This is a genomic window from Klebsiella sp. OBRC7 (assembly GCF_000293135.1).
Lineage (GTDB): Bacteria > Pseudomonadota > Gammaproteobacteria > Enterobacterales > Enterobacteriaceae > Klebsiella > Klebsiella michiganensis.
The window spans coordinates 87,783-113,463 of record NZ_ALNJ01000027.1; the positions used below are offsets into that span (position 1 = coordinate 87,783).

Here is a 25,681-nt window from a genome sequence, read left to right on the forward strand (position 1 = left end):
AATTAACAACGTCATTTTTACCGTCTTATGCCCGGTTTTGCCAGACGCTAGACTCTGCGCATTACATAGTCAGGAGTCTTACATGCCCGGATATCTGGTACGAATAACGTTGATCATGGCCTTTGTTCAATTCATCAACGCCCTTGAATATATGATTTTTAATCCCTTATTTACCTGGATGGCGCCGACGTTTCAGGTGCCGGTAAGCCAGGCGGGTTACGTCACCGGCGTTTATACGCTGGCTTCCGTCATTGCTGGGGTAAGCGTCTGGCGATGGGTCGGTAACGTTAAACCGCGGCGCTTTTTGCTCTGCAATATGGCCCTGTTGGGGGGATTAACGATGATGACGCTGACCACCACCCGGTTTGACGGATTGTTGTTCTGGCGTTTTCTTGCCGGTCTGGTTGGCGGGACCACAATGGGCGTGGCCAGCAGTCTGCTGGTCAATATTATGCCGCCGCAGCTGCGCCCTCGGGCGTTGGCCTCAACGATTGCCGCATTCTCGCTGGTCAGCATTATCGGCATGCCGATGATGCTATTTCTCAGTGAACGAATCGGCTGGCAGATAGCCCCCGCGACGATCGGCGGACTCTGCTTAATCGCGTTACCGCTGATAAAACTCGTGCTGCCGGAACAACCCATCAAGGCGAGTCGTCAGACGGGTTTGCGCTGGTCGTCATCGGTGCTGTTTTACGCCTCCGGCAACGCGCTCGCGCAGTTCAGCCCGATGTTAATCATTCCGCTGCTGGTACCGTTACTGACGGTGAAAATGGGGGCCAGCGGCGATGAATTGCCGTGGCTCTTTTTCGGCGGAGGCGCGGCAGGATTATGCGCAACTAAAATCACCGGCAAGCTATGCCAGCATTACAGCGTCTACCGCATCAGCCTGCTGGCCAGTCTGCTGTTTATACTGAGCCTGAGCATCGCTTTTACCTGCAACCGCGGCGGAGCACTGTTTATGGTGCTGTTTCTGGCCGCCGCCTACTGTCGTCTGGTGGCCTCATCGGTTGTAGCAATGCGTTTTCCAGCGGATAGCGCCAGGTCCGGGTTTACGCTTTTACAGAATACCCTGATGTCATTAAGTACGGCGGCGGCCTTTCTGCTTTCGTCGTGGGTTCTCGCGGTTGACGGCAACGGCGAGCGGGCGATGCAGGGGATATTACTGCTCTGCGCCCTGAGCGCATTGCCGCTGCCGTGGCTGCTGCGGGTTCAGGAGAAAAGGTTAGCTACGCGCGCCGCCGGCTAGCCCGGCGGCGGCTACCGTCAAATATTCTCCAGGCTGATCCCGCGGGTTTTCGGACCAAAGATGCCCACCGACAGCATCACCATCAGCATGCTGGCGACGATAAAGCTAATCACGCCTGGGGTACCGGCGTATTGCAAAATAATGCCGATCAAAATGCTGGTGATAGCCGTCGACAGCCGGCTAAAGGAGTAGCAGAAGCCGACCGCCCGCGCGCGGATGTGGGTCGGGAAAACTTCGGCCTGGTAGGCGTGATAGCTAATGGTCAGCCAGGCGTTTGACCATGTGATCATAAACCCGCAAATCACCAGCAGCACCGGGCTGTTCTGCAGGGCGAACAGGGTGCCAAACACCACCGTCATCAGCGCGGAAAGCACAATTTGCCATTTGTTTTCAAAACGATGAACGAAGCGGGTGCAGAACAGACAGCCAATCGGATAGGCGAGGGTAATAAAGAACGCATACAGCAGGCTGTGGGTGATGCTCGCCCCCTGACCGGAAAGCAGGGCCGGTAGCCAGTTGCCGAAGCCAAAGAAGCCGATGGCCTGGAAGAAGTTCATTACCATCAGCATGATCGTACGTTTGCGGTACTGCGGTGCCCAGATCGCTTTAAAGCTTCCCAGCCTGCGCGGGTTATCCTGCGTCTCAACCTGGTGGCGCGGCGAGGGAGAAACGCCGCAGCGTTGTTCCATTTCGCACATCACCTTATGGGCTTCCTCGTGGCGGCCTTTTTCATCCAGCCAGCGCGCCGACTCCGGCAGCTTCTTGCGGATAACCCAGATAATCAGCGAACAGAGCGCGCCGAAGATGATCACCCAGCGCCAGCCGGTCAGGCCGAAAAGGGTAATCGGCACCAGCAGCCACGACATCAGCGCCACGGCGGGAACCGATAAAAACTGAATAAAGAAGGCGAAAGCGAAGGCTTTATTGCGCAGATGCGTCGGCACCCATTCGCTTAAATAGGTGTCGATGGTCACCAGCTCAATGCCGAGACCGACGCCGACCAGAAAGCGGCAGAAGATAACCCCTTCGGCGCTGCTTTGCAGGGCCATCATCAGCGAAAATACGCCGTACCAGGCGAGGGCAAACATAAACGTCAGGCGGCGGCCCAGTTTATCCGCCAGCGGCGCAAGCAGGCTGGCGCCAATAAACAGCCCCATAAAGGTGGACGACGCGAAGGCGGCCTGGTCGGAGATACCGAAGATACCCTGCTCGCCGGTATGGAAAATATCCTCTGCCAGCAGCCCGGTGCTGATATAGCCGGTCTGAAAAAGATCGTACAGCTCAAAGAAGCCGCCCAGCGCCAGGAGGGTGATAAAAGACCACAGGCCAACGGAGGCGGGCAGCGCATCGATGCGAGCGGTCAGGCTGGAGTGGGGATGTCCTGGGGAGGCGAACGCGGCGTCGCCCAGAACCTGGGTGGTAGACATATTATTATTTTCCTCAGATAAAATGTTTGCCTGCTAATGTTATTTGATTGTTAATGGTTTTAGATTTTTAATCGCATCAGGTGAAAGAGATTTGCAGAACAAAATAATGCCAATGTGGTTTGGCTGGCGTTGTGTGCTGGTTTTCGCCTATGGCCCGGCCGCAGGGTGAAGGAATTCACCATCGGGGCGCTAAGTTTGACCTGAAATAAATTTAAGATAACGAGAGATTGTTGCGCTCAGGTTATTCACCTACATTCAAAGCGAGTACTCCCACTCAGGAAAAAATCATGTCCAGTAAGAAAGTCCTACAGGCAGCGCTGGCGGTGGCGCTTTCGCTGTCAATGATGGCCACGCCGGTTTTCGCCAACCCGGGTAATGGCAACGGCGGCGGTAATCATGGTAATAGCGGTAACCATGGCAATAACGGTAACAGCGGTAACAACGGCAATAGCGGTAAAAACAACGTTGATAAGGGCAACCAGGGTCATAAAGAAGGAAACCCGGGGCAGAGAAAAAACTACGGCAAACCCGATCATGTCTCTGCCGATATCAGCTTCTCCAGAGCGCGTTCGCTGGCGGTAAACTACGGTTTAACCGGCTATCAGTCGCTGCCGCCGGGAATCGCCAAAAATCTGGCTCGCGGTAAACCCTTACCTCCGGGGATTGCGAAAAAAGCGGTTCCGGCATCGATGCTCAACGAACTGCCTTACTATCCTGGCTATGAATGGCGCGTGGTGGGCCAGGATTTAGTACTGATCGCGCTGAGTACGGCGATCGTGACGTCGATAATTAATGGCGTCTTTGACTAGTGAATTAACCCCGGTTCACGCCGGGGTTAATCCTGGCGGGCAGGCTTAGCGCATTAAGGTCATTCTAAACAAATCGTCACTAAAGCGAGATTTTAACTTTACTCAAATAATTGAATGACTATAATGAGCACAAATTCACACAGGAGAAATATGTTGGACAGTCACCCTTACTTAAACATCAAGGCAAGCTGACGCTATTTTTTCTGCGCTGCTTGCCAACCGGCGGGCAGCAATCTCCTCATCCAGACGATTGCATCCCATAAAAAATAACGCAGCATGGCTGCGAGGATAATCGTCATGTTCATGTTTAAAAATACATTATTCCCTCCACCGTCAACGCGACGTTAATCACCTCTCTGGCGACAATTTGTCGTGTGCTTAATAAAGCACGTAGTTAATTCTTCCAGCAAAAATGGAGGAAGCTATGTTGATGTTTCCTTATATCGCAAATTTACTCGCTGCGATGCTGTTGGGCGCGCTGATTGGCGCCGAAAGACAGTGGCGTCAGCGGATGGCTGGCCTGCGCACCAATGCGCTGGTCGCCACCGGCGCGGCGGTTTTTATTCTGAGCTCTATCTCCACATCGCCGGATAGTCCGGGACGTATTGCCGCGCAGGTGGTTTCCGGAATTGGTTTTCTCGGCGCCGGCGTCATCATGCGGGAAGGCATGAACGTGCGCGGCCTGAATACCGCGGCAACCCTGTGGTGCTCTGCGGCGATTGGCGTACTGTGTGGCTTAGGCCAGTTCTGGCAAGCGGCGGCGGCAACGCTGATCATCCTGTGCGCTAATATTCTACTGCGCGAAGCGGCGCAGAGAATTAATCAGATCCCCGGCGCGACGGAAGAAGAAAAATGCTACGTTCTGAATATTATCTGTCATAGCGAACATGAAAACGCGATTCGTCAGCTATTGCTTAATATCAGTAAAGAGATGACGCTCAGCTTGCAGGGGCTGGTGTCGATAGCAGCAAAAGAACAAGGACATAAAGAAATCCGCATCGAACTGGTCGGTAATACCGACTCCCGCCAAGCGCGAGATCTTATTATGTCAAGAATTGGCGGTGACGAAAACATTACGTCAGTGCGCTGGTGCGTCGAGGGGAGTTAGCCTCCCTGATATTCTACTCTGGCAATGATTTGTCTAAGGAGGGAATGATGGATATTCCCAGGCAATTAAAGTAATAAGCGTTTAATAACGTAAAAATGAATTATGCATAAGTCAATTATGCAGGGATAACGACGTCTTAAATTTGAGGAATAATCATGACTGACATGAAAGTAGAAAACCGGAAAATAAACCGGTCTGCGTCAGAAAATGATAAGCAGCATAAAAAAAGCTTCGCCATTGAAACCGAGGCATTTAACAGCCCGGATCATACACTGGCGCGGCTCAACAGCAGCCGTCAGGGGCTCACCACCGAAGATGCCCTTGAACGGCTGAATGAATATGGCCGCAATGAAGTCGCGCACGAGCAGGCGCCGCCGGCGCTAATCCAGCTTTTGCAGGCATTCAATAACCCGTTTATCTATGTCCTGATGGCGCTGGCCGCCGTCAGCTTCGTGACCGATTACTGGCTACCGCTGCGTAACGGCGAAGAGACCGATCTGACCGGGATTATCATTATCGTCACGATGGTCAGCCTGAGCGGGTTATTGCGTTTCTGGCAGGAGTTTCGCACCAACAAAGCGGCGCAGGCGCTGAAATCCATGGTTCGCACCACGGCGACGGTGCTGCGTCGCGGTCCTGGTAACATGGGGCCGGCGCAGGAGGAGATTGCCATTGAGGAACTGGTGCCCGGTGACATCATCTTCCTGGCGGCGGGGGATCTGGTTCCGGCGGATGTCCGCCTGCTGGAGTCCCGGGACCTGTTCGTCAGCCAGTCGATACTCAGCGGCGAATCGCTGCCGGTGGAAAAGTATGACGTTCTGGCCAGCGTGTCCGGCAAAGGGTGCGACAGGCTTCCCGAGCCGAACAAAGATAAAAGCCTGCTGGAGATGGGCAATATCTGTCTGATGGGCACCAACGTGACCAGCGGCAGGGCGCAGGCGGTGGTGGTGGCTACCGGAAACCGCACCTGGTTTGGTTCGCTGGCGAAGTCCATTGTCGGTACGCGCACCCAGACGGCGTTTGACCGTGGGGTAAACAGCGTCAGCTGGCTGCTGATCCGTTTTATGCTGGTGATGGTACCGATTGTGCTGCTGATTAACGGCTTCAGCAAAGGAGACTGGGTTGAGGCATCGCTGTTTGCCCTGGCGGTCGCGGTGGGCCTGACGCCGGAAATGCTGCCGATGATCGTCAGCTCAAACCTGGCGAAAGGCGCTATCGCTATGTCGCGGCGCAAAGTGATCGTCAAGCGGCTGAACGCCATTCAGAACTTTGGCGCCATGGACGTGCTGTGCACCGATAAAACCGGCACGCTGACGCAGGACAATATCATTCTTGAGCATCATCTTGACGTCAGCGGCAGTGAGAGCGACCGGGTGCTGACGCTGGCGTGGCTCAACAGCAGCAGCCAGAGCGGGGCGCGCAACCTGATGGACCGGGCGGTGCTGCGCTTTGGCGAGGGGCGGATTGCGCCAGCGACCAAAGAGCGCTTCGTAAAGCTTGATGAACTGCCGTTTGATTTTGTCCGCCGTCGGGTCTCGGTGTCGGTAGAAGATATCCGCCACGGCGATAAAAGCCTGATCTGCAAAGGCGCGGTCGAAGAGATGCTGATGGTGGCCACGCATCTGCGCGAAGGCGACCGCATGGTTGCACTGGATGAAACTCGCCGCGATCTGCTGTTAGCCAAAACGCAGGATTACAACGCCCAGGGTTTCCGCGTGCTGCTGGTCGCGACCCGCAAGCTGGATGACTCTGCCCTGACAACCCCGCTGTGCGCCGCGGATGAGCAGGGGCTGACGGTCGAAGGGATGCTGACCTTCCTCGATCCGCCGAAGGAGAGCGCGGGAAAAGCGATTACCGCGCTGCGCGATAACGGCGTGGCGGTCAAAGTATTGACCGGCGATAACCCGGTGGTCACGGCGCGTATTTGCCTGGAAGTGGGGATTGATGCCCACGGTATTCTGACCGGCGCGCAGATTGAAGCGATGACGGATAACGAACTGGAGCGCGAAGTGGAAATGCGTTCGGTATTCGCCAAACTGACGCCGCTGCAGAAGTCGCGAATCCTGAAAACGCTGCAGAAAAACGGCCACACCGTCGGCTTCCTCGGCGATGGCATCAACGATGCGCCGGCGCTGCGCGATGCGGACGTCGGTATTTCCGTCGACAGCGCGGCGGATATCGCCAAAGAGGCATCCGATATCATCCTGCTGGAAAAGGATTTGATGGTGCTGGAAGAAGGTGTGATCAAAGGGCGTGAGACCTTTGGCAATATCATTAAGTACCTGAATATGACCGCCAGCTCTAACTTCGGCAACGTCTTCTCGGTACTGGTGGCCAGCGCGTTTATTCCGTTTCTGCCGATGCTGGCGATTCATCTGCTGATCCAGAACCTGATGTACGATCTCTCTCAGCTCTCGCTGCCGTGGGACAAGATGGATAAGGAATTCCTGCGTAAGCCGCGCAAGTGGGATGCGAAAAATATCGGCCGCTTTATGCTGTGGATTGGCCCGACGTCGTCCATTTTTGATATCACCACCTTCGCGCTGATGTGGTACGTGTTTGCGGCGAATCACGTCGAAGCCCAGGCGTTGTTCCAGTCCGGGTGGTTTATTGAAGGGCTGCTGTCGCAAACGCTGGTGGTGCATATGCTGAGAACGCAGAAAATTCCGTTTATCCAGAGTCGGGCGACGCTGCCGGTGCTGCTCACCACCGCGGTCATTATGGCGATGGGCATCTATATTCCGTTCTCGCCGCTGGGGGCGATGGTCGGGCTGGAGCCGCTGCCGCTGAGCTACTTCCCGTGGCTGGTTGCGACGCTGCTCAGCTACTGCGTGGTCGCGCAGGGCATGAAACGTTTCTATATCAAACGCTTTGGTCAGTGGTTCTGATGATAAGGAGGCGCAGAGATGAATCGTTCTCCGGACACTATCATCGCGCTGATATTTTTCCTGATGGGTCTGCTGGTGCTGCTGTTAGCTATCTGGCAAATCCTGTTCTGAATAAGGGGGCGCGATGCGTAGAGGATCGCTGGATAAAGTCTTTATTCAGGTGGCGATTATTGCGGCCATCATTATTCTGCTGACAATCTGGATTAGATAGAAGAAACCCGGGCCATTGGCCCGGGTTTAGCATTTCTGCCGGGGAAAAGATTACAGATCGAAGCGGTCGAGGTTCATCACCTTGGTCCATGCGGCGACAAAGTCGCTGACGAACTTCTGCCGCGCATCGCTGCAGGCATACACTTCAGCCAGGGCGCGCAGGACGGAGTTGGAGCCAAACACCAGATCAACGCGGGTCGCGGTGTATTTCTCTTCGCCGCTCTTACGATCGCGGCCAATAAACAGCTCAGCGTGCTCGTCAGCGGCTTTCCAGACGGTACCCATATCGAGCAGGTTAGCGAAGAAATCATTGCTCAGCACGCCCACGCGGTCGGTAAATACGCCGTGCCGGCTGCCGTCGAAGTTCGCGCCCAGCACGCGCAGACCGCCCACCAGTACCGTCATTTCCGGCGCCGTCAGCGTTAACTGCTGTGCTTTATCAATCAGCAGCGTTTCGGTGGAGATGCCGCCGCCAACGCGACGATAGTTGCGGAAACCATCGGCCAGCGGCTGCAGCAGATCCATCGCTTCCACATCGGTCTGATCCTGACGCGCATCGACGCGGCCAGGGGCGAAAGGAACGCTAACCTGAACGCCCGCCGCCGCGGCAGCCTGCTCAATGCCCACCACGCCGGCCAGAACGATAATATCCGCCAGCGACGCTTTACCGGATGCCTGCTGAATCCCCTGCAGGGTCGGCAGCACGCGGGCCGCGATGGCGTTTACCGGCCAGGATTTCTGCGGTTCCAGCGCCAGACGCGCGCCGTTGGCGCCGCCGCGTTTATCGCCGCCGCGGAAGGTGGAGGCCGATGCCCAGGCCACGGAAACCAGCTCGCTGACCGAAAGGCCAGCGTCGGCAATGGCGGTTTTCAGCGTCGCGATATCCTCTGCGGTTGGAGCGTGGACCGCCGCCGGTAGCGGATCTTGCCAGATCAGATCTTCTTTCGGCACTTCCGGGCCCATATAGCGGGACTTCGGCCCCATATCGCGGTGGATAAGTTTAAACCACGCGCGGGCAAAGGCTTCGTTAAAGGCCTGCGGGTCGTTAAGGAAGCGGCGGGAAATCTTGTCGAACTCCGGGTCGAAGCGCAGCGTCAGGTCGGTGACCAGCATGGTCGGCTTGCGTTTTTTCTCCGGATTAAACGGGTCTGGAATAATTTCCGGGCCGTCTTTCGCTTCGAACTGAATCGCGCCTGCCGGGCTGCGGGTTTGCACCCACTCATATTTGTACAGGTTTTCGAAGAAGTAGTTGCTCCACTGGGTCGGCGTTTGCGTCCAGACCACTTCCAGACCGGAGGTGATCGCGTCGGCGCCCGCGCCGCTGCCGTAGCTGTTGGCCCAGCCGAGTCCCTGCGCTTCAATCGGCGCCGCTTCCGGCTCTGCGCCAACGTGGCTGGTCACCGCGGAACCGTGGGTTTTGCCCAGCGTATGACCGCCGGCGATCAGCGCAACGATCTCTTCATCATTCATTGCCATATTGCCGAAGGTCGCGCGAATCGCGGAGGCGGCGGAGAGCGGGTCGCCGCTGGCGTTGGGGCCTTCAGGGTTGACGTAAATCAGCCCCATTTCGGTCGCGCCAATGGCCTGCTGATTCAGGCTTTCCGGATGACGATGGGCCAACCATTCGGTTTCATTACCCCAGTCAACGTCCAGATCCGGTTCCCATACGTCTTCACGACCGGCCCCGAAGCCAAAGGTGCGGAAACCGGCGTTTTCCAGCGCCACGTTGCCTGCCAGCATATAGAGGTCGGCCCAGGAGATTTTTTGCCCGTATTTTTGTTTTACCGGCCACAGCAGGCGACGGGCTTTGTCGAGGCTGACGTTATCCGGCCAGGAATTGAGCGGTGCGAAACGCTGCTGGCCGCGGCCCGCGCCGCCGCGCCCGTCAACGGTACGATAGGTACCGGCGCCGTGCCACGCCATACGAATAAACAGCCCAATATAGCTACCCCAGTCCGCTGGCCACCACTCCTGAGAATCGGTGAGCAGGGCGCGCAGATCGGCCTTCAGGGCCGAGTAGTCGAGCTTCTTAAACTCTTCGCGGTAGTTAAAGTGTTCGCCCAGCGGGTTTGAACGATTGGAGTGCTGATTCAGCAGATCCACCCGTAGTTGATTTGGCCACCAGTCGCGGTTGCCGGTACCACCGCCCGCGCTCTGGGTGGGCGTCGCCGTCTCGGCGTGGAAAGGGCATTTCCCTGCCGACGGGGTATTCGAAGGATCGTTTGACGTGCTCATATCAGGCTCCGTTTGCTTTTGTGAATGCCATTACGATATACACTGCTACCAATAAGCGATATTTGAATGAGTCTACGGATTTAATAGTTATTTCCGTTCAATGCCTTTGTAAAAACCGAACATATATCATTGTTCAATGATTAATTGTTCAGTACTGACTCAACCACAATAGTCGTAACATACGCGTAAAGGAATCGTTAAGACATCATCCCCGTCAGCGAAGACCGATTGTTTGAGTTACGACAATTTTAGTGCGTAAAATGGCTTAGCGCTGCCAGTATAAAGGCGTACCAAAAACGTCGATAAAATAGTCAATTACCGCACGTACGTTTAACGAAGGATGGCGGGCGTGAGGGTAGATCGCCGACACCGGCGAGGGGCTACTGCCGATCGCCGCGCTGTAGTGAGGCATCAGCTGAATCAGCCTTCCAGCCCCCATGGCTTCATTGACCATCCAGTCGGGAAAGAGCACCACCCCCATGCCTCCCAGCGCAGCGGTCAGCAGCGCATCGGCGTTATTTGATGCCAGCCGCGGCGTTTGCGGATAGTGAACCCATTCTCCCTCTGCGAGGCGGAACAGCCAGCGGTTAGGTCCATTTGAACCGCTGTAGACCAGCGTGCTGTGATGGCGAAGATCTTCCGGTTTCTCCGGCGTGCCGCAGCGCTGCAGATAGTCCGGAGCCGCAACCAGATAGTGATGCTGCATACCCAGTACTCTGGCATGAACGCTGGAGTCCGGCAGGCTGCCGATGCGGAAAATCAGGTCGGTCGCTTCGCGGTGCGGATCGATAAAATCATCGGTCAGCGCCAGCGCAATTTGCATCTTTGGATAGCGCGCCGTCAGCCCCGGCAGCCACGGCGCGATATGGCGCTGGCCAAAATAGACCGGGGCGTTGATCCGCACCAGTCCACCCGGCTCAAGACGACGGTCCTGCAGGTCGCGTCTGGCAACGCTGAACTGTTCGCCGAGCCCTCTGGCATGTTCGGCAAACAGGCGTCCCGCTTCGGTGGGAACCACCGCCCGGGTATTACGATAAAAGAGCTGCTGGCCGAGCGCATCCTCAAGCTGGTGAATGACGCGCGACACCATCGAGGGCGAAACGCCTTCCCGCCTCGCCACAACGGAGAAACTCTGGCTGTCATAGACGGCGATAAACAGCTGTAGCGCCCGAAAATTCACATTACCCGCATCGCTCATTAATGCAATATCCGCAAAAGTGTTTCCCTGATTGTATCGTTTTTCACATTACTTCGCTGCTTTATGCTCTGCCACCCAATCAATAATCGGATATCAACGATGCAGTTATTACTTATTTTTCTTGTGATTGCCGGCGGCATGGGGTTATCCGTGGAAGCCGGACTACTCGGGCCGCTTGCCGGGCAGGTAGGGGACCTGTGGGCCACATTCAGCATTTTTAGCGTCGGGAGCGCGCTAACCTTTCTGCTGATGCTGCTGTTTGGCCCCAGGCAGGGACCCTCGTTCTTCTCCTTACCGGGCTGGCAGCTTACCGGGGGCGTACTGGGACCCATTTACGTCGTCATTTTAACCATCGCCGTACCGGTTATCGGTATCGCCATGACGATGATCGGCATTCTGGCCGGTCAGGTATGCAAAAGCCTGCTGATTGACCACTACGGTCTGTTTGGTTCGGCAAAACGTAAAATCGATAGACGGCGGGTTATCGCGCTGCTGTTTATCATCGTCGCCCTGATTCTGATCGCCACAAGCTGAGGAGTTAACATGAGTAGCATAATGATTTTGCTGGCGCTGGCCGGCGGCGCGATGTTGAGTATGCAGGCGGCGATTAACGGCCGTTTGGGCAGCCAGGTGGGCGTATTTCGCAGCGCGTTTCTCACGTTTGCGGTGGGCGCCTTGATCACGGCGCTGCTGATTTTTTATTTTGCCCCCCATCAGTCGACAACGCTGCTGGATGTGCCGAAATGGCAGCTGCTGGGCGCATTTTGCGGCGTCCCCTATATTGTGATTATGGTGGTGGCGGTGCAGCGTATCGGTACCGCGGCGGCCACGGTGGCGGTGATTTTTGGCCAACTGACCATGAGTTTGCTGATCGATAATTTTGGCTGGCTGGATAACGACGCCATTGCCTTTTCAGCGGGGCGGCTGGGGGCCATCGTCTGTCTGGGGCTGGCGCTGTTCTTTATTTACCGCTCCAGCGCGGCGGCAAAAGCTGAAGATAAGGAGAGTTAGTCCACCTGTTCAGAGCAGCAGTTTCAGCGCTGGCTGATGGCGATGGTGCTGGCGGGGATGGCGGTGAAAATTGCCTTCGAGGCGCGGAAGTAATCGCTGCGCCCGGCGGCGCTACGCTGCCGGGCGCAGGGGAATGGCTTTAGGCCCCTGGCCCTATCAGCTGTGAGCGGATCGTCGCCTCCGGCATCATCTCCAGCAGGCCGTTGCTCAGCATCGCTCCCGCCTCCTGCAGCGCGCTAAGCGGCATTTCCGGCAGGCTTTCAAGAATAAACCACATCCGCGGACTCTCCACGCTCAGACGAGTACGAACTCCCTGTCGCCAGTTCCAGCGTCGACAGGTCACACCGCGATCGTCGCCCCAGACCACTTCTCCCGCGTCGGGGTATTCGTAAACCGTCTGTCCTTCTTTAACTGTATCGAACGGTTCGCTGCCGTCCGCCATCTTGAGCTGCGGCACGCCAACATACGCCGCCAGGTTTTCGCCGCCGACCGGCACAGCGTAGCGCAGGCTCACCGCATTATAGAGATCGACGATGGGATCGAGCGCAGCCATCTCGCCATCGCGCAGCACCCGTTTGCGCAAGGCTTCCGCCGAACAGGGAGTTCTTTTAGGTTTTGCGCCAAAGGCGCGGAACACTTCATTCCATGCCTGCAGGTGAGCCTCCGCCCACTGCGGCTCGCCGGCGAGAACCGCCTGGCAGGCGGAGCGGAGCGCATCGGACCCGACCAGGGGGGCGCGTACAGCGGCGGAAACGACATCAATGCTCAGGGCGCGAAAGCCGGGGGCCAGCGCGGAGACCTGCGGGCTGATTGACGGTAATACGCTATTCATTGGATAATCCTGTAACGACCATTTTAAAGCATAATATCGACCGATGACCAATAAAGTCAATATAACGACCGACGCGGGCGCCGATGCCGCCATGATCAATGAAGCCGTTGCGGCGCGCATTAAGCGCTACCGGGCGGAAAAGAAGATCTCCCTGGATGAGCTGTCCCGACGCGCGGGCGTCAGCAAAGGTATGCTGGTAGACATTGAAGCCTGCAGGGCCAATCCAAGCATTGCGCTGTTGTGCCGTCTGGCCTCGGCGCTGGGCGTTTCCGTGGCCGATTTTGTTAATGTCGCCGCCGCGCCGCCGGTCAAGGTGATGGCCGCAAGCGATATTCCCACCCTATGGCAGGGCGAGCGGGGCGGTCATGCACGGCTGCTTGCCGGTACCAGCGGACCGGATATGGTGGAGCTCTGGCAATGGAGTCTCTGTCCCGGTGAGATTTTTACTTCGCCGGGGCACGGCGATGGCACGACAGAACTGCTTTTCGTGACCGAGGGCGCCTTAACCCTGACGGTTAACGACGGGGTCTATCTGATTCGAGAGGGGGATTCCGCCGTCGCGCGCACCGACGCCCCGCATAGCTACGCTAACGCCGGGGATAAGATCGCGCGATTCACCATGACGGTGAGCGAAAAAGCGCGTTAGTAGCTCCTCCCTGACGGCGAGCGCACCAAATCCATGCAATGCCCCATCATCACTCCCCATTTTTGGGAGCCGCGGCGGCGCCTGCCGTCGTAGGGCTGATTTTACGCGTGCTGCGCGCCTGGCATAGACCTTGCAGACTCCTCGTCAGAAGGCAGCGCAACAGACAATTGAGATAACACAATAGCTGGCTAGGGTTCCGGTTCACTCAGGTGAACGTCTGGTCCGAGAGCTGGCGACCTCTGCGAGGTTACACGGCGGGACAAAAGCCCGGGAGACAGCAGCACCGTTGGGTGTCGCGCTGCCCCCGTTTCTCGTGCTAACCAGAGGTCCACCATGAAGACACCGCCGATCCTCCGCTCTCTTATCCTGTCGCTGGCGCTGCTGGCCAGCGTCCCCTCGTTTGCCGCCGTAAAAAAAGAGTTCAACATCTGCTGGACTATCTATGCCGGATGGATGCCCTGGGGCACCATCAGCAACGAAAAGATCATCGATAAATGGGCCAGCAAATACGGTATCAAAATCAATATTGTTCAACTGAACGACTACATCGAATCCATTAACCAGTACACCGCGGGCCAGTTTGACGGCTGCACCATGACCAACATGGATGCCCTGACCATTCCGGCGGCGGGGGGCGTTGATACCACGGCGCTCATTACCGGCAGCTACTCCGACGGCAACGACGGCGTGGTGCTGAAGGGAGCGGATAAAAAGCTCAGCGATCTGAAAGGCATGGCGGTGTATCTCCCGGAGCTTTCGGTATCGCACTACCTGCTGGTTCGCGGTCTGGAAAAAGCCGGACTGCAGGAAAAAGACGTCAAAGTGGTCAATACCTCGGATGCGGATATCGTCTCGGCTTTTGGCACCAGCGGCGTACGCGCGGCGGTGGCCTGGAATCCGCAGCTTTCGGTTATCAAAAAGACGCCGCAAACCACGGAGGTCTTTAGCTCTTCGCAGGTTCCCGGCGAGCTGATCGACATGATGGTGGTGAATACTCAGACCCTGAAAGATAACCCGGCGCTGGGTAAAGCCCTGACCGGCGCCTGGTTCGAGATGATGGCCAAAATGCAGGCCGGAGATACGCAGGCGCTAAGCGCAATGGCCGCCGATTCCGGCACCGACCTCGCCGGCTACCGGGCGCAGCTAAAAACGACCCATCTCTTCTGGACGCCTGCCGATACCCTGACGTTTATCACCTCGCCGGCACTGGCAAAAACCATGCAGCGGGTGGCGCAGTTCTCTTTTGATAAAGGGCTGCTGGGAGAGGGGGCGCAGAGCGCCGACTTTATCGGCATGACCTTTCCCGGCGGCGTCACCGTCGGCGATACCGCCAACAGCAAACTGCGCTTTGACGACAGCTATCTGAAGCTGGCCGCGGCGGGGCAGCTGTAATGATTGACCTTGGGAGTCCACGCCATGCGCCACATTAACCGCTATCCCCGGCAGGGTATGCGCCTGACGCTGATGCTATTGCCCTTCGTCCTGATGATCGCCGCCTGGTTTATCGGTTCGGCGGTGCGGCTGGAAGCCAACCCGCAGGATAAGCTGCTGCCCGGCCTGTCGCAGATGATCGCGGCCATCGACCGGATGGCCTTCACCCCGGATAAACGCAGCGGCGAGTATCTGCTGTGGGCCGACACGCTGATTAGTATGAGCCGCCTGCTGATTGGTCTGGCGCTCTCGTCGCTGATTGGCCTGGGCATCGGCATCGCCGCCGGCGTGTTCCCGATGTACCGCGCGGCGCTGTCGCCGCTGATGACCGTGGTGTCGATGATCCCGCCGCTGGCGATCCTGCCGGTGCTGTTTATCGTCTTCGGCCTGGATGAGCTATCAAAAGTGATGCTTATCGTCATTGGCATTACGCCGATGCTGGCGCGCGACCTTGAACAGCGGGCGCGGGAAATCCCGGCGGAGCTGTTTATCAAAGCGCAAACCCTCGGCGCAAATAGCTGGACGGTGGTGCTGCGGGTCGTGCTGCCGCAGCTGCTGTCGCGGCTGATAACCTCCCTGCGCCTGCTGCTGGGCTCCGCATGGCTGTTTTTGATCTCCGCCGAGGCCATTTCCGCCACCGCCGGTCTCGGCTATCGCATATTCCTCGTCCGCCGCTATATGGCGATGGACGTGATTATTCCTTACGTCATCTGGATAACCCTGCTGGCGTGGCTGATGGATCTGGCTCTGCGCCAGCTGCACAAAGCCTGTTTCCCGTGGGCGGAAGGAGGCCGGGCATGAGCTTTATCGACATCAAAAATATCTGGCAGGAGTACGGCGACCACGTGGTGCTGGAGCGCATCAATTTGCAGGTGAAAGAGGGCGAGTTCTGTTCGATGGTCGGCGCGTCCGGCTGCGGGAAGTCGACGTTTTTACGCCTGCTGCTCGGCCAGGAAAAGCCGACTCGCGGGGAAATCACCCTCGACGGCCAGCCGCTGGCGGCGGAGCCGGACCGCAGCCGCGGCGTGGTGTTTCAGCGTTATTCGGTTTTCCCGCACCTCAACGTGCTGGATAACGTCGCCATTGGCCTGGAACTCCCGGCGTCACCGCTGTTTGGCCGGCTGTTTGCCGGCAGGAAACGCGACGCGCGCGAACGGGCGCAGCGGATGCTGGAGAAAGTCGGGCTGGGGCACGCGCTGAATAAATATCCGGCGCAGCTCTCCGGCGGGATGCAGCAGCGGCTGGCGATCGCCCAGGCTTTCGTCATGCAGCCGCGCGTACTGCTGCTTGATGAACCCTTCGGCGCGCTGGATCCCGGTATTCGCAAGGATATGCACGGGCTGCTGCTCCAGCTGTGGAGCGAAACGCGGATGACGGTATTTATGGTCACCCATGACCTCGCGGAGGGCTTCAACCTTGGCACCCGGCTGCTGGTTTTCGACAAAGTGCGCATCGATCCGCAGGCGCCCAACGCCTGGGGGGCGCGCGTTACCTACGATATTCCGCTCAATGAAGCGCGGATGTCGCAGATAACCACCGGCAGCGACAATAACGTTTACGCATTAAGGAGATAGTTTGATGACCGCACTTTTTCACTCCTCCCCAAGCCTGCGCGAAGAGCGGCTACCCGGCGGGGCGCACACCTCGCTGATTTTGCGCAAAGGGCAGATCCTGCGCCTGACCGATATCGACGGCGGGGCCAACGTCAGCATGATGATGCTGAATCCCCACGAGAAGAGCGAGCGCCTGAATCTGCCGGATACCCTCAAAGGCCAGCACACCGCGCGCCTGACCGCCGGGCACTGTTTCTACTCCGACATGGGGCGCGTTCTGGCCGGAATTGTTGCCGACAGCTGCGGCTGGCACGACCCGTTCGGCGGTGTGCTCAACGCCGACGAGACGCGTGAAAAGTATGGCGCAGGACGCTACCAGGAGCTGCGCAACGGCTTCTATCGCAACGGCGTCGATAACCTGCTGGTCGAGATGGGCAAGTGGGACCTGGGCCTTGAAGACCTGCTGATGGTGGTTAACTTCTTCAGCAAAGTCACCGTCGATGAGGATGGCCGTTTTCAGTTTATTTCCGCCAACAGCCGCGCCGGAGATTACGTTGAGCTGTTTGCGCCGATGGATGTCCTCATGGTGCTGACCGCGCTGCCGCATCCTCAGGACCCTGCCGCTGAGTACGCTCCGCGGCCGATCCAGCTGAGCTGGTACCAGGCTGATGATGCGCAGACGGCCGCGGAAGCGCTATTTACCCGCGATGAAAACCAGCGCGCGTTCCTCAACACCCAACTTTTTGCCCTGTAAGGAGGCTGCGATGACCCTGATCGCCAGTAACCGTCGTCCCGAAGATGCCGTCTATCGCCATGTGATCCCGGCAGGGGAGCCCTGGCTGTTTGAGGTACAAAAAGGGCAAACCCTGCGCCTGCTTGACCTCGAAGGCAACCAGGCCATTGATACCCTGTTTTACAACGCCGATAACCCCCGAGAACGCTACGATCCGCAGCGCACGCTGCGGCGCCAGGGCAATGCCTATCTGACTACCGGCAGCGTACTCTATTCCAATCTGGGCAATCCGCTGCTGACCATCGTTGCCGACACCTGCGGTCGCCACGATACCCTCGGCGGCGCCTGTGCCCAGGAGAGCAACACCGTGCGCTACGCCCAGGATAAACGCTATATGCACAGCTGCCGGGATAATTTCCTCTGCGCCTGCCTGCACGATGGCCGCCTGCATAAGCGCGATATCGGCGCCAACATTAACTTTTTTATGAACGTCCCGGTGACGCCGGAAGGCGGTCTGACCTTTGAGGACGGGATATCGGCGGCGGGGAAATACGTTGAGCTGCGTGCCGAATGCAACGCCGTGGTGCTGATTTCCAACTGTCCGCAGTTAAATAATCCCTGCAACGGCTGGAACCCCACGCCCGCCGAGGTGCTGGTATGGAACTGACCCGCTGGCAGCGCTGGCGTCTGCTGGCCTTTCGGCTCTTCGCCGTCCGCGCAGACCGCCTGAACAGTACGCCGACGCGCAAACCTTAAGCGCCGGTTCACCCCGGGGACGACCTCAGGGGAACATCGAATTCTTGCGGGACGACCCGCGACCCTGTGAGTTCCGCTTATGTTTGATACCTTACTGATTGCCAACCGCGGCGCCATCGCCTGCCGCATTCTGCGCACCCTGCGCGCGATGCAGGTGAAGGGCGTCGCCGTCTATTCCGAAGCCGACCTGAGTAGTCTGCATATTCGCGACGCGGATGAAGCGTTAAGCCTCGGCGACGGCCCGGCGGCGCAAACCTATCTGGTGACGGAGAAGATCATTGCCGCCGCGCAGCAGAGCGGCGCCAAAGCGATCCACCCCGGCTACGGCTTTCTGTCTGAAAACGCGGCCTTCGCCGAGGCCTGCGAGGCGGCGGGGGTGGCGTTTGTCGGCCCCACTCCGCAGCAGCTGCGCACCTTCGGCCTGAAGCATACCGCTCGCGCCTTAGCCAAAGCCGAGGGCGTGCCGCTGCTGGAAGGCAGCGAGCTGCTGGCCGACAGCGGCGAAGCCTGCCGGGCGGCTGAGGCGGTGGGCTATCCGGTCATGCTCAAAAGCACCGCCGGCGGCGGCGGGATTGGCATGCGCGTCTGTCGCGATGCCCGTGAGCTGATTGAGGCGTTTGCCGCGGTGCAGCGGCTGGGACAAAACAACTTCAGCGACGGCGGGGTATTCCTCGAAAAATATATCGAACGCGCCCGCCATCTGGAGGTACAAATCTTCGGCGACGGGCGGGGAGAGGTCATCGCGCTCGGCGTGCGCGACTGTTCAGTCCAGCGGCGTAACCAGAAAGTGATTGAAGAGACGCCCGCGCCGAATCTGCCTGATGGGATGGCGCAGGCGCTATGCGCGGCGGCTATCGCGTTGGGTAAAGCGGTGAGCTACCGCAGCGCCGGGACGGTGGAGTTTGTCTATGACAGCGCGGCGCGGCAGTTTTATTTCCTCGAGGTAAATACCCGGCTTCAGGTCGAACACGGCGTCACGGAGCAGGTATGGGGCGTTGACCTGGTGCGCTGGATGATTGAGCTGGCGGCGGGGGAACTGCCTCCGCTACCTGAGCTGGCCGCCGGGTTACGGCCCCAGGGGCATGCTATTCAGGCGCGAATTTACGCCGAAGATCCGGGGCGGCAATTCCAGCCCTCTCCCGGACTGTTAACGGACGTCTTCTTTCCGCCGGCGGACGGCGCAGCCCTGCGTATTGACCGCTGGGTGGAAGCCGGGTGCGAAGTCCCGCCGTTCTTCGATCCGATGCTGGCGAAAGCGATCGCCTGGCGCCCCAGCCGCGATGAGGCTATCGCCGGTCTGGCGCAGGCGCTGGCGGAGACCCGCCTGTACGGCGTAGAAACTAACCGCGTGTACCTGCAACAAATTCTTGGCTTTGCGCCCTTTACCGAAGGCGAGCCCTGGACTCGCTGCCTTGAGCAGCTGCGCTATCGCGCGGCGACCGTGGAGGTGCTGAGCGCCGGAACCCAGACCAGCGTGCAGGACTATCCGGGACGTTTGGGGTACTGGGCGGTGGGCGTACCGCCGTCGGGGCCGATGGACGATCGCGCCCTGCGTCTCGGCAACCGCCTGCTGGGTAATGCCGAGGGAGAAGCCGCGCTGGAAATCACCCTCAACGGGCCGACCCTGAAATTTAATACCGACGTTCAGGCGGTAGTGTGCGGCGCGCCATTGGCGGTGACGCTCGATGGCGTAGACCAGCCGCTGGACTGCGTATTGACTATTCCGGCGGGGGCGACCCTGAAGCTGGGCGCGATAAGCGGCGCGGGGGTCAGAAGCTACCTCTGCCTGAGCGGCGGCATTCAGGTGCCGGACTATCTGGGGAGTAAAAGCACCTTTACCCTCGGCCAGTTTGGCGGCCACGGCGGACGGGCGCTGCGCGGAGGCGACGTGCTGCATCTGGCACCGCACGCCGCCGCCAGAAGCGGGGATCAACTGCCCGCCGCGCTACGCACAGCGCTGGCTGAAGTGCGGACGCTGCGGGTGATTTACGGCCCCCACGGCGCGCCGGAATTCTTTGCGCCGGAATACATTGCGACGTTTTTCGATACAGAGTGGGAGGTCCACTTTAACTCCAGCCGCACCGGCGTGCGCCTGATTGGCCCCAAGCCGCTGTGGGCCCGCGACAGCGGCGGCGAGGCGGGGCTGCATCCGTCGAATATTCACGATAACCCTTACGCGGTGGGCGCGGTCGATTTTACCGGCGATATGCCGGTGATCCTTGGACCGGACGGGCCGAGCCTCGGCGGTTTTGTCTGCCCGGTCACGGTGATTGAAGCCGACCTCTGGCAGTTAGGCCAGCTTAAGGCCGGGGATAAGGTGCGTTTCGTGGCGGTGGATTTACCCACCGCCCGGCGGCTGGCGGAAGGGCGGCGCGCCGAGCTGGCGACCTTAAGTCACCAGGCGATAGCCTGGCAGCCCGCGCCGCTGACGTCGCCTGTCGTCATGACCTGCGGCGAGGCGGACAAACGCCTGGTGGCGCGACTCTCCGGCGACACGCACCTGCTGCTGGAAGCCGGGGAGCCGGAGCTGGATCTGGTTCTACGTTTCCGCATTCACGCCCTGATGCAGGCCCTGGAAGCGCAATCAAAGGACGGCGCGATCGATATCACCCCGGGGATTCGCTCGCTGCAAATCCATTTTCAGCCGGAAACGTTGTCCCTTGAGACGCTGCTGGCGTGGGTGCGCAGCGAGTGGTCCACGGTCTGCCTGAGCGACGATCTGCAGGTGCCGACGCGCGTGGTGCATCTGCCGCTCTCCTGGGACGATCCGGCCTGCCGCAAGGCAATCGATAAATATATGACCACCGTGCGCCAGGACGCGCCCTGGTGCCCGAGTAATCTGGAGTTTATCCGTCGCATCAACGATCTGCCCGATGAACAGGCGGTATGGAATACGGTATTTGACGCCAGCTATCTGGTGATGGGGCTGGGCGATGTTTATCTCGGCGCGCCGGTGGCGACGCCGCTTGACCCGCGCCATCGCCTGGTTACCACCAAGTACAACCCGGCGCGCACCTGGACGGCGGAAAACTCGGTCGGCATCGGCGGGGCCTATCTGTGCGTCTACGGCATGGAGGGGCCCGGCGGCTATCAGTTCGTTGGCCGGACCCTGCAGATGTGGAATCGCTACCGCGAGGTGGCGGATTTTGCCGGTAAACCCTGGCTGCTGCGTTTCTTCGACCAACTGCGTTTCTATCCGGTTTCGGCCGAAGAGCTGCTGCAAATTCGCCGCGATTTCCCGCTCGGTCGCTACCCGCTGCGCATTGAGCACAGCACGCTGCGGCTGGCGGAATACCAGCAGTTTCTCCGCCGCGAAGCGCGCAGCATCAGCGCGTTTCGCGAGCATCAGCAGCAGGCGTTTAACGCCGAACGCGATCGCTGGATAGCCAGCGGACAGGCCCATTTTGACAGCCAGGAGAGCGCCGTGGATGAGGGCGGAGATGCGCCGCTGCGGCAGGGCGAACAGGGGGTGGAAAGCCCGATTTCCGGAAACCTGTGGCAAGTACAAACGGCGGCAGGCAGCCGGGTCCGCGCGGGGGATGTGCTGGTCGTGCTGGAGTCAATGAAGATGGAGATCCCGCTGCTGGCCCCCTGCGATGGCGTTATTCAACAGGTTCACGTGCAGCCGGGCAGCGCGGTACGCGCCGGGCAGCGTGTGGCGGTGATTATTGAGGAGAAGGCATAATGCAGCAGACGTTTGATTTACGCCTGGCAACCCTGGCGGAGCGTTATCGCACCGGTAAAACCACGCCGCGCAGCGTGCTGGCGGATATCCGCCAGCGGGCGCAGGCGCTGAACCCCGAGTTCCGGTTGTTTATCCATATTCTGAGCGAAGAGGAGCAGGAGCCGTTTCTGGCGGCGCTGGATGGCCTCTCGCCGGCCGCGCTGCCGCTGTACGGCGTGCCGTTCGCCATCAAAGACAATATCGATCTGGCGGAGATTGTCACCACCGCCGCCTGTCCGGCGTTTGCTTACCGGGCGGAGCAGAGCGCGACGATTGTTGCTCAGCTGATTGCGCTGGGCGCCGTACCGGTCGGTAAAACCAATCTCGATCAGTTCGCCACCGGCCTGAATGGTACCCGGTCGCCGTACGGTCGCTGCCGCAATAGCTATCATGCGGAGTATCCCTCCGGCGGTTCCAGCGCCGGTTCCGCGCTGGCGGTGGCGCTGGGCGTTGCCAGCTTCTCGTTGGGCACGGATACCGCCGGTAGCGGGCGCGTCCCGGCAGGGCTGAATAACCTGGTGGGTCTGAAGGCCAGTAAAGGGCTGATATCCACTGCAGGGGTGGTCCCCGCCTGTCGTACGTTAGACTGCGTGACCTTTTTCAGCCCCACCGCCGACGAGGCCAGCCAGCTGCTGGCGCTCGTCGCACAGTGCGATCCGCATGATGCCTGGAGCCGCCGTAATCCTCAGTGGAACAGCCGTCAGGCGTTCGGCAGGCCGTCCGCGGGGTTTCGTTTTGGCGTTCCGCGCGAGCTCAATTTCCTCGGCTGCCGCGCAAGCGAACGCCTGTTTACCCAGGCCCGGCAGCGGCTGACGGCGCTGGGCGGGGTGGCAGTTGAGATTGATTTCACGCCGTTTCTGGCGGCAGCCCGGCTGCTGTATGACGGGCCGTGGGTCGCCGAACGCTACGCGGTGGTCGGTCCGCTGATGGCGCGGCAGCCGGAGGCGGTACTGCCGGTTATTCGCGACGTGCTGGCAAAAGCGCCGGACACCGACGCCACGGCGACCTTTACGGCGATCTATCAGCTACAGGAGTACAAAGCCCGGTGCGACGCGATCCTCGAGACCCTCGACTGCGTGCTGACGCCAACCTATCCGCGCCCGGTGACCCTTGACGAGCTGGAGGCGGAGCCGATCGCGCGCAACGCCGATCTCGGGTACTACACCAACTTTATGAACCTGCTGGACTATGCCGCGGTGAGCGTGCCGTGCGGATTTATGCCGGACGGATTGCCTTCGGGCGTCACGCTGTTTGGCCGGGCCTTTACCGACCAGTATTTACTGGGCCTGGCCGATGCGTTTCAGCGCGCTGAGCGGCTGCCGCTGGCGGGCGGAGCGCGGCTGGAGACCCCGCCGCCTGAACGCGTCGCCGGCCATGACCGAATGGCGCTGGTTGTTTGCGGCGCTCATCTCTCTGGCCTGCCGCTTAACGGCCAGCTGCTGGCGCGGGGCGGTCGGCTGCTGCAGGCGACCCGCAGCGCGCCGCACTATCGTTTATACGCTCTCGCGGACGGCAAACGCCCGGCGATGGTTCGCGCCGATAGCGGCGGGGCGTCGATCGCGGTTGAAGTGTGGGAGCTACCCAGCGCGGAGGTCGGTTCGCTGCTGGCAGCCATCCCCGCGCCGCTGGGCCTGGGAAAAGTTGAGCTTGCCGACGGACGCCGGTTAGCGGGTTTTATCTGCGAAGCCAATGGATTAGGCGAAGCCACGGAGATTACCGCCTACGGCGGCTGGCGCGCCTGGCTGTCACGCTAAACTACAACCCCTCCATCGCTTTTTGATGGAGGGGTTGGTGACAGTGTCACCTTAAATTTCTAACATGCTGAAACATTTCTGCCAGATCATTAGCAACCTTTCGGTAGGGCTCCCGCTGCGATAACGCTATTCTTCCCCGCTTTTCCCTTTTCAGGCACTTTGTAACCCAGGTAAATGACCGCTAATGTCCCTAATGAGAGATGAAATTCGCGACCATTCAGCGGAAAAGATGCTATTTATCCGCCGTGCCGTCATTGCGTTTCTACTGGTGGTGATTTGCTTCGCCATCCTGATCCTTAATCTTTATCGCCTGCAGGTGGATCAGCACGACTTTTATCAGACGCGTTCAAACCAGAACGACATTAAAATGCTGCCCATCGCGCCGAGCCGGGGGCTGATTTTCGACCGCAACGGCATCCCGCTGGTACAAAATATTACCCTCTACCGTTTGCAGGTGATCCCGAGCAAAATCGCCGATATGACGGCGCTGCTGCAGCAGCTGACGCCGATCGTTGATTTAACCCCGCAGGATATCGCCGACTTCCGCGACGATATGCACCACAACAGCCGCTACAAAGAGGTGACGTTAAAATCGGACCTGAGCGATGTTGAAGTGGCGCGTTTTGCGGTCAATGAGTTTCATTTCCCCGGCGTCACGGTGGAGAGCTATCAGCAGCGCGCTTACCCCTACGGCGCCGAACTGGCGCACGTGGTTGGCTATGTCTCGAAGATCAACGACAGCGATCTGCAAAAGCTGGCCAAAGCCGGGGAAGAAGAGAACTACGCCGCCGACCACAATATCGGCAAGCAGGGCATTGAAGGCTACTACGAGAAAGCGCTGCACGGCACCACCGGCTATCAGGAAGTGGAAGTGGATAACCACGGGCGGGTCGTGCGTCTGCTAAAAGAGGTCCCGCCGGTGGCCGGGAAGAACATCTACCTGACGCTGGATCTGCACCTGCAGCAGTATATCGAGTCGGTGCTGAAGGGGCAGCGCGCGGCGGTAGTAGCCGTCGATCCGCGCGATGGCGGCGTGCTGGCCATGGTATCGAGCCCCAGCTACGATCCCAATCCCTTTGTCAGGGGCATCGGCTATCAGGCCTACCGTTCGCTGCTCGATAACCCGGACCGGCCGCTGATTAACCGGGTCACCCAGGGTCTCTATCCGCCCGCGTCGACGGTGAAGCCCTACATGGCGCTGTCGGCGCTGTCGGCGGGCGTTATCACGCCAACCACTTCCTTCTTCGGCGCGCCGACCTGGACGCTGCCGGGGACCCAGCGCCGCTACCGCGACTGGCTGAAGAGCGGCCACGGCATGCTTAACGTCACCAAAGCGATAGAAGAATCGGCGGATACCTTCTTCTATCAGGTGGCGTTTGAGATGGGTATCGACCGCATTCACGAGTGGCTAAGCAAGTTTGGCTACGGTCAGTCTACCGGCATCGATCTTAACGAAGAGTATGCCGGGGTGCTGCCGAGCCGGGAGTGGAAACAGCGGGTGCATAAAAAACCGTGGTATCAGGGGGATACCATTTCCGTTGGTATCGGACAGGGATACTGGATTGCCACGCCGATCCAGATGGTCAAGGCGCTGACGACCCTGATTAACAACGGCAAAGTGCAAAATCCGCATCTGCTTTACTCCATGAAGCAGGGTAATAAGGTCGAGCGCTATCAGCCGCCGCAGGATCTGCCGCAGGTTGGCGATCCGCATTCGCCGTACTGGGGCGTGGTGCGCAACGGCATGTACGGCATGGCGAACCTGCCAAACGGCACCGGCTATAAGCTGTTCCATACCGCGCCGTACCAGATCGCCGCAAAATCCGGGACGTCCCAGGTCTTCAGCCTGAAGGAGAACCAGACCTACAACGCGAAGATGATCCCGGTGCGCCTGCGCGACCATATCTTCTATACCCTGTTTGCCCCCTATCAGCATCCGAAGGTGGCGATGGCGCTGATTCTGGAGAATGGCGGCGGCGATGGCGTGGTTGCGGGACCGACGGCGCGCGCCATCCTCGACCATATTTTCGACCCGGCCAACGCGCCGGCGGAACAGGGCGCGACGTCGACGGTGCCGCAGGTGGAGAGCGCCGACGCGCAGTAAACGTTATTCACTCTGA

At 59.2% G+C, this 25,681-nt stretch carries 21 protein-coding genes, 1 pseudogene and 1 riboswitch; of the genes and pseudogenes, 18 read left to right on the forward strand and 4 right to left on the reverse strand.

Features of this window, described 5'->3' with window-relative positions; genetic code table 11:
- The first annotated feature begins 82 nt into the window (after nucleotides 1-82).
- Complete coding sequence (locus HMPREF1144_RS06405; protein ID WP_009652190.1) at nucleotides 83-1,246, forward strand: MFS transporter; 1,164 nt, start codon at nucleotides 83-85, stop codon at nucleotides 1,244-1,246.
- 17 nt (nucleotides 1,247-1,263) lie between these two features.
- On the opposite strand, the gene HMPREF1144_RS06410 is transcribed toward HMPREF1144_RS06405, so the two are convergent.
- Nucleotides 1,264-2,673 (reverse strand): MFS transporter, encoded by a 1,410-nt coding sequence (locus tag HMPREF1144_RS06410; RefSeq protein ID WP_009652270.1) that lies wholly within the window; start codon nucleotides 2,671-2,673, stop codon nucleotides 1,264-1,266.
- Between the two features lie 287 nt (nucleotides 2,674-2,960).
- Between HMPREF1144_RS06410 and HMPREF1144_RS06415 the strand changes: the two genes are divergently transcribed.
- The 5 genes from HMPREF1144_RS06415 to mgtU all read left to right on the forward strand — a co-directional run bounded on the left by HMPREF1144_RS06415 (nucleotide 2,961) and on the right by mgtU (nucleotide 7,689).
- Nucleotides 2,961-3,482, forward strand: a complete 522-nt coding sequence (locus HMPREF1144_RS06415) for an anti-virulence regulator CigR family protein (protein ID WP_009652251.1) — start codon at nucleotides 2,961-2,963, stop codon at nucleotides 3,480-3,482.
- Between the two features lie 412 nt (nucleotides 3,483-3,894).
- Nucleotides 3,895-4,590, forward strand: a complete 696-nt coding sequence (locus tag HMPREF1144_RS06420) for an MgtC family protein (RefSeq protein WP_042927136.1) — start codon at nucleotides 3,895-3,897, stop codon at nucleotides 4,588-4,590.
- Between the two features lie 155 nt (nucleotides 4,591-4,745).
- Complete coding sequence (gene mgtA, locus HMPREF1144_RS06425; RefSeq protein ID WP_009652279.1) at nucleotides 4,746-7,478, forward strand: magnesium-translocating P-type ATPase; 2,733 nt, start codon at nucleotides 4,746-4,748, stop codon at nucleotides 7,476-7,478.
- Nucleotides 7,479-7,496: 18 nt separating this feature from the next.
- The gene (gene mgtR / locus HMPREF1144_RS32870) at nucleotides 7,497-7,589 is read left to right on the forward strand and encodes a protein MgtR (RefSeq protein ID WP_004101989.1); all 93 of its coding nucleotides are present in this window, start codon (nucleotides 7,497-7,499) and stop codon (nucleotides 7,587-7,589) included.
- 13 nt (nucleotides 7,590-7,602) lie between these two features.
- Nucleotides 7,603-7,689, forward strand: coding sequence for a magnesium transporter protection protein MgtU (mgtU, locus tag HMPREF1144_RS33870; protein ID WP_251009858.1), 87 nt, complete (start codon nucleotides 7,603-7,605; stop codon nucleotides 7,687-7,689).
- Between the two features lie 50 nt (nucleotides 7,690-7,739).
- Here mgtU and katG read toward each other — a convergent pair whose 3' ends face one another.
- Entirely contained in the window at nucleotides 7,740-9,923 is a 2,184-nt protein-coding gene (katG, locus tag HMPREF1144_RS06430) for a catalase/peroxidase HPI (RefSeq protein ID WP_009652246.1), read from the reverse strand.
- 265 nt (nucleotides 9,924-10,188) lie between these two features.
- On the reverse strand, nucleotides 10,189-11,121 hold the full coding sequence (locus HMPREF1144_RS06435; RefSeq protein WP_004850791.1) for a LysR family transcriptional regulator: 933 nt from the start codon (nucleotides 11,119-11,121) through the stop codon (nucleotides 10,189-10,191).
- Nucleotides 11,122-11,220: 99 nt separating this feature from the next.
- On the opposite strand from HMPREF1144_RS06435, the gene HMPREF1144_RS06440 reads away from it, so the two are divergent.
- From HMPREF1144_RS06440 to HMPREF1144_RS33500, 3 genes and pseudogenes are all read left to right on the forward strand, one after another.
- Nucleotides 11,221-11,655 (forward strand): DMT family transporter, encoded by a 435-nt coding sequence (locus tag HMPREF1144_RS06440; protein WP_009652221.1) that lies wholly within the window; start codon nucleotides 11,221-11,223, stop codon nucleotides 11,653-11,655.
- A 9-nt stretch (nucleotides 11,656-11,664) separates the two neighbouring features.
- Nucleotides 11,665-12,132 carry a DMT family transporter gene (locus HMPREF1144_RS06445; RefSeq protein WP_042927139.1) on the forward strand — a complete coding sequence of 156 codons (468 nt, stop codon included), beginning with the start codon at nucleotides 11,665-11,667 and terminating at the stop codon, nucleotides 12,130-12,132.
- Between the two features lie 15 nt (nucleotides 12,133-12,147).
- Nucleotides 12,148-12,225, forward strand: a pseudogene (locus HMPREF1144_RS33500) (LysE family translocator); the annotation flags it as partial.
- Between the two features lie 46 nt (nucleotides 12,226-12,271).
- Here HMPREF1144_RS33500 and HMPREF1144_RS06450 read toward each other — a convergent pair.
- Nucleotides 12,272-12,964 carry a B3/4 domain-containing protein gene (locus HMPREF1144_RS06450; RefSeq protein ID WP_009652173.1) on the reverse strand — a complete coding sequence of 231 codons (693 nt, stop codon included), beginning with the start codon at nucleotides 12,962-12,964 and terminating at the stop codon, nucleotides 12,272-12,274.
- Nucleotides 12,965-13,007: 43 nt separating this feature from the next.
- Between HMPREF1144_RS06450 and HMPREF1144_RS06455 the strand changes: the two genes are divergently transcribed.
- From HMPREF1144_RS06455 to mrdA, 9 genes are all read left to right on the forward strand, one after another.
- Complete coding sequence (locus tag HMPREF1144_RS06455) at nucleotides 13,008-13,610, forward strand: helix-turn-helix domain-containing protein (protein WP_009652235.1); 603 nt, start codon at nucleotides 13,008-13,010, stop codon at nucleotides 13,608-13,610.
- A 177-nt stretch (nucleotides 13,611-13,787) separates the two neighbouring features.
- Nucleotides 13,788-13,886: riboswitch (guanidine-I (ykkC/yxkD leader) on the forward strand.
- Nucleotides 13,887-13,943: 57 nt separating this feature from the next.
- Nucleotides 13,944-15,002 carry a putative urea ABC transporter substrate-binding protein gene (locus HMPREF1144_RS06460; protein ID WP_004850797.1) on the forward strand — a complete coding sequence of 353 codons (1,059 nt, stop codon included), beginning with the start codon at nucleotides 13,944-13,946 and terminating at the stop codon, nucleotides 15,000-15,002.
- A 24-nt stretch (nucleotides 15,003-15,026) separates the two neighbouring features.
- Nucleotides 15,027-15,842 (forward strand): ABC transporter permease, encoded by an 816-nt coding sequence (locus HMPREF1144_RS06465; protein WP_009652192.1) that lies wholly within the window; start codon nucleotides 15,027-15,029, stop codon nucleotides 15,840-15,842.
- Nucleotides 15,839-16,615 carry an ABC transporter ATP-binding protein gene (locus HMPREF1144_RS06470; RefSeq protein WP_009652163.1) on the forward strand — a complete coding sequence of 259 codons (777 nt, stop codon included), beginning with the start codon at nucleotides 15,839-15,841 and terminating at the stop codon, nucleotides 16,613-16,615. The genes HMPREF1144_RS06465 and HMPREF1144_RS06470 overlap by 4 nt, the downstream gene beginning before the upstream one ends.
- A 4-nt stretch (nucleotides 16,616-16,619) precedes the next feature.
- Nucleotides 16,620-17,348: an urea amidolyase associated protein UAAP1 gene (locus tag HMPREF1144_RS06475; RefSeq protein ID WP_004850803.1), complete on the forward strand. Its 729-nt coding sequence runs from the start codon at nucleotides 16,620-16,622 to the stop codon at nucleotides 17,346-17,348.
- 10 nt (nucleotides 17,349-17,358) lie between these two features.
- The gene (locus tag HMPREF1144_RS06480; RefSeq protein WP_009652130.1) at nucleotides 17,359-17,994 is read left to right on the forward strand and encodes an urea amidolyase associated protein UAAP2; all 636 of its coding nucleotides are present in this window, start codon (nucleotides 17,359-17,361) and stop codon (nucleotides 17,992-17,994) included.
- A gap of 168 nt (nucleotides 17,995-18,162) precedes the next feature.
- Nucleotides 18,163-21,768 (forward strand): urea carboxylase, encoded by a 3,606-nt coding sequence (gene uca, locus HMPREF1144_RS06485; RefSeq protein ID WP_009652224.1) that lies wholly within the window; start codon nucleotides 18,163-18,165, stop codon nucleotides 21,766-21,768.
- The gene (gene atzF, locus HMPREF1144_RS06490; protein ID WP_009652182.1) at nucleotides 21,768-23,561 is read left to right on the forward strand and encodes an allophanate hydrolase; all 1,794 of its coding nucleotides are present in this window, start codon (nucleotides 21,768-21,770) and stop codon (nucleotides 23,559-23,561) included. The genes uca and atzF overlap by 1 nt, the downstream gene beginning before the upstream one ends.
- 184 nt (nucleotides 23,562-23,745) lie before the next feature.
- On the forward strand, nucleotides 23,746-25,665 hold the full coding sequence (mrdA, locus tag HMPREF1144_RS06495; RefSeq protein WP_004850811.1) for a penicillin-binding protein 2: 1,920 nt from the start codon (nucleotides 23,746-23,748) through the stop codon (nucleotides 25,663-25,665).
- Nucleotides 25,666-25,681: the final 16 nt, after the last annotated feature.

Coding starts and splice junctions, on each gene's coding strand:
- HMPREF1144_RS06405 (WP_009652190.1), top strand. CDS start 83: ATGCCCGGATATCTGGTACGAATAACGTTGATCATGGCCTTTGTTCAA.
- HMPREF1144_RS06410 (WP_009652270.1), bottom strand. CDS start 2,673: ATGTCTACCACCCAGGTTCTGGGCGACGCCGCGTTCGCCTCCCCAGGA.
- HMPREF1144_RS06415 (WP_009652251.1), top strand. CDS start 2,961: ATGTCCAGTAAGAAAGTCCTACAGGCAGCGCTGGCGGTGGCGCTTTCG.
- HMPREF1144_RS06420 (WP_042927136.1), top strand. CDS start 3,895: ATGGAGGAAGCTATGTTGATGTTTCCTTATATCGCAAATTTACTCGCT.
- mgtA (WP_009652279.1), top strand. CDS start 4,746: ATGACTGACATGAAAGTAGAAAACCGGAAAATAAACCGGTCTGCGTCA.
- mgtR (WP_004101989.1), top strand. CDS start 7,497: ATGAATCGTTCTCCGGACACTATCATCGCGCTGATATTTTTCCTGATG.
- mgtU (WP_251009858.1), top strand. CDS start 7,603: ATGCGTAGAGGATCGCTGGATAAAGTCTTTATTCAGGTGGCGATTATT.
- katG (WP_009652246.1), bottom strand. CDS start 9,923: ATGAGCACGTCAAACGATCCTTCGAATACCCCGTCGGCAGGGAAATGC.
- HMPREF1144_RS06435 (WP_004850791.1), bottom strand. CDS start 11,121: ATGAGCGATGCGGGTAATGTGAATTTTCGGGCGCTACAGCTGTTTATC.
- HMPREF1144_RS06440 (WP_009652221.1), top strand. CDS start 11,221: ATGCAGTTATTACTTATTTTTCTTGTGATTGCCGGCGGCATGGGGTTA.
- HMPREF1144_RS06445 (WP_042927139.1), top strand. CDS start 11,665: ATGAGTAGCATAATGATTTTGCTGGCGCTGGCCGGCGGCGCGATGTTG.
- HMPREF1144_RS06450 (WP_009652173.1), bottom strand. CDS start 12,964: ATGAATAGCGTATTACCGTCAATCAGCCCGCAGGTCTCCGCGCTGGCC.
- HMPREF1144_RS06455 (WP_009652235.1), top strand. CDS start 13,008: ATGACCAATAAAGTCAATATAACGACCGACGCGGGCGCCGATGCCGCC.
- HMPREF1144_RS06460 (WP_004850797.1), top strand. CDS start 13,944: ATGAAGACACCGCCGATCCTCCGCTCTCTTATCCTGTCGCTGGCGCTG.
- HMPREF1144_RS06465 (WP_009652192.1), top strand. CDS start 15,027: ATGCGCCACATTAACCGCTATCCCCGGCAGGGTATGCGCCTGACGCTG.
- HMPREF1144_RS06470 (WP_009652163.1), top strand. CDS start 15,839: ATGAGCTTTATCGACATCAAAAATATCTGGCAGGAGTACGGCGACCAC.
- HMPREF1144_RS06475 (WP_004850803.1), top strand. CDS start 16,620: ATGACCGCACTTTTTCACTCCTCCCCAAGCCTGCGCGAAGAGCGGCTA.
- HMPREF1144_RS06480 (WP_009652130.1), top strand. CDS start 17,359: ATGACCCTGATCGCCAGTAACCGTCGTCCCGAAGATGCCGTCTATCGC.
- uca (WP_009652224.1), top strand. CDS start 18,163: ATGTTTGATACCTTACTGATTGCCAACCGCGGCGCCATCGCCTGCCGC.
- atzF (WP_009652182.1), top strand. CDS start 21,768: ATGCAGCAGACGTTTGATTTACGCCTGGCAACCCTGGCGGAGCGTTAT.
- mrdA (WP_004850811.1), top strand. CDS start 23,746: ATGTCCCTAATGAGAGATGAAATTCGCGACCATTCAGCGGAAAAGATG.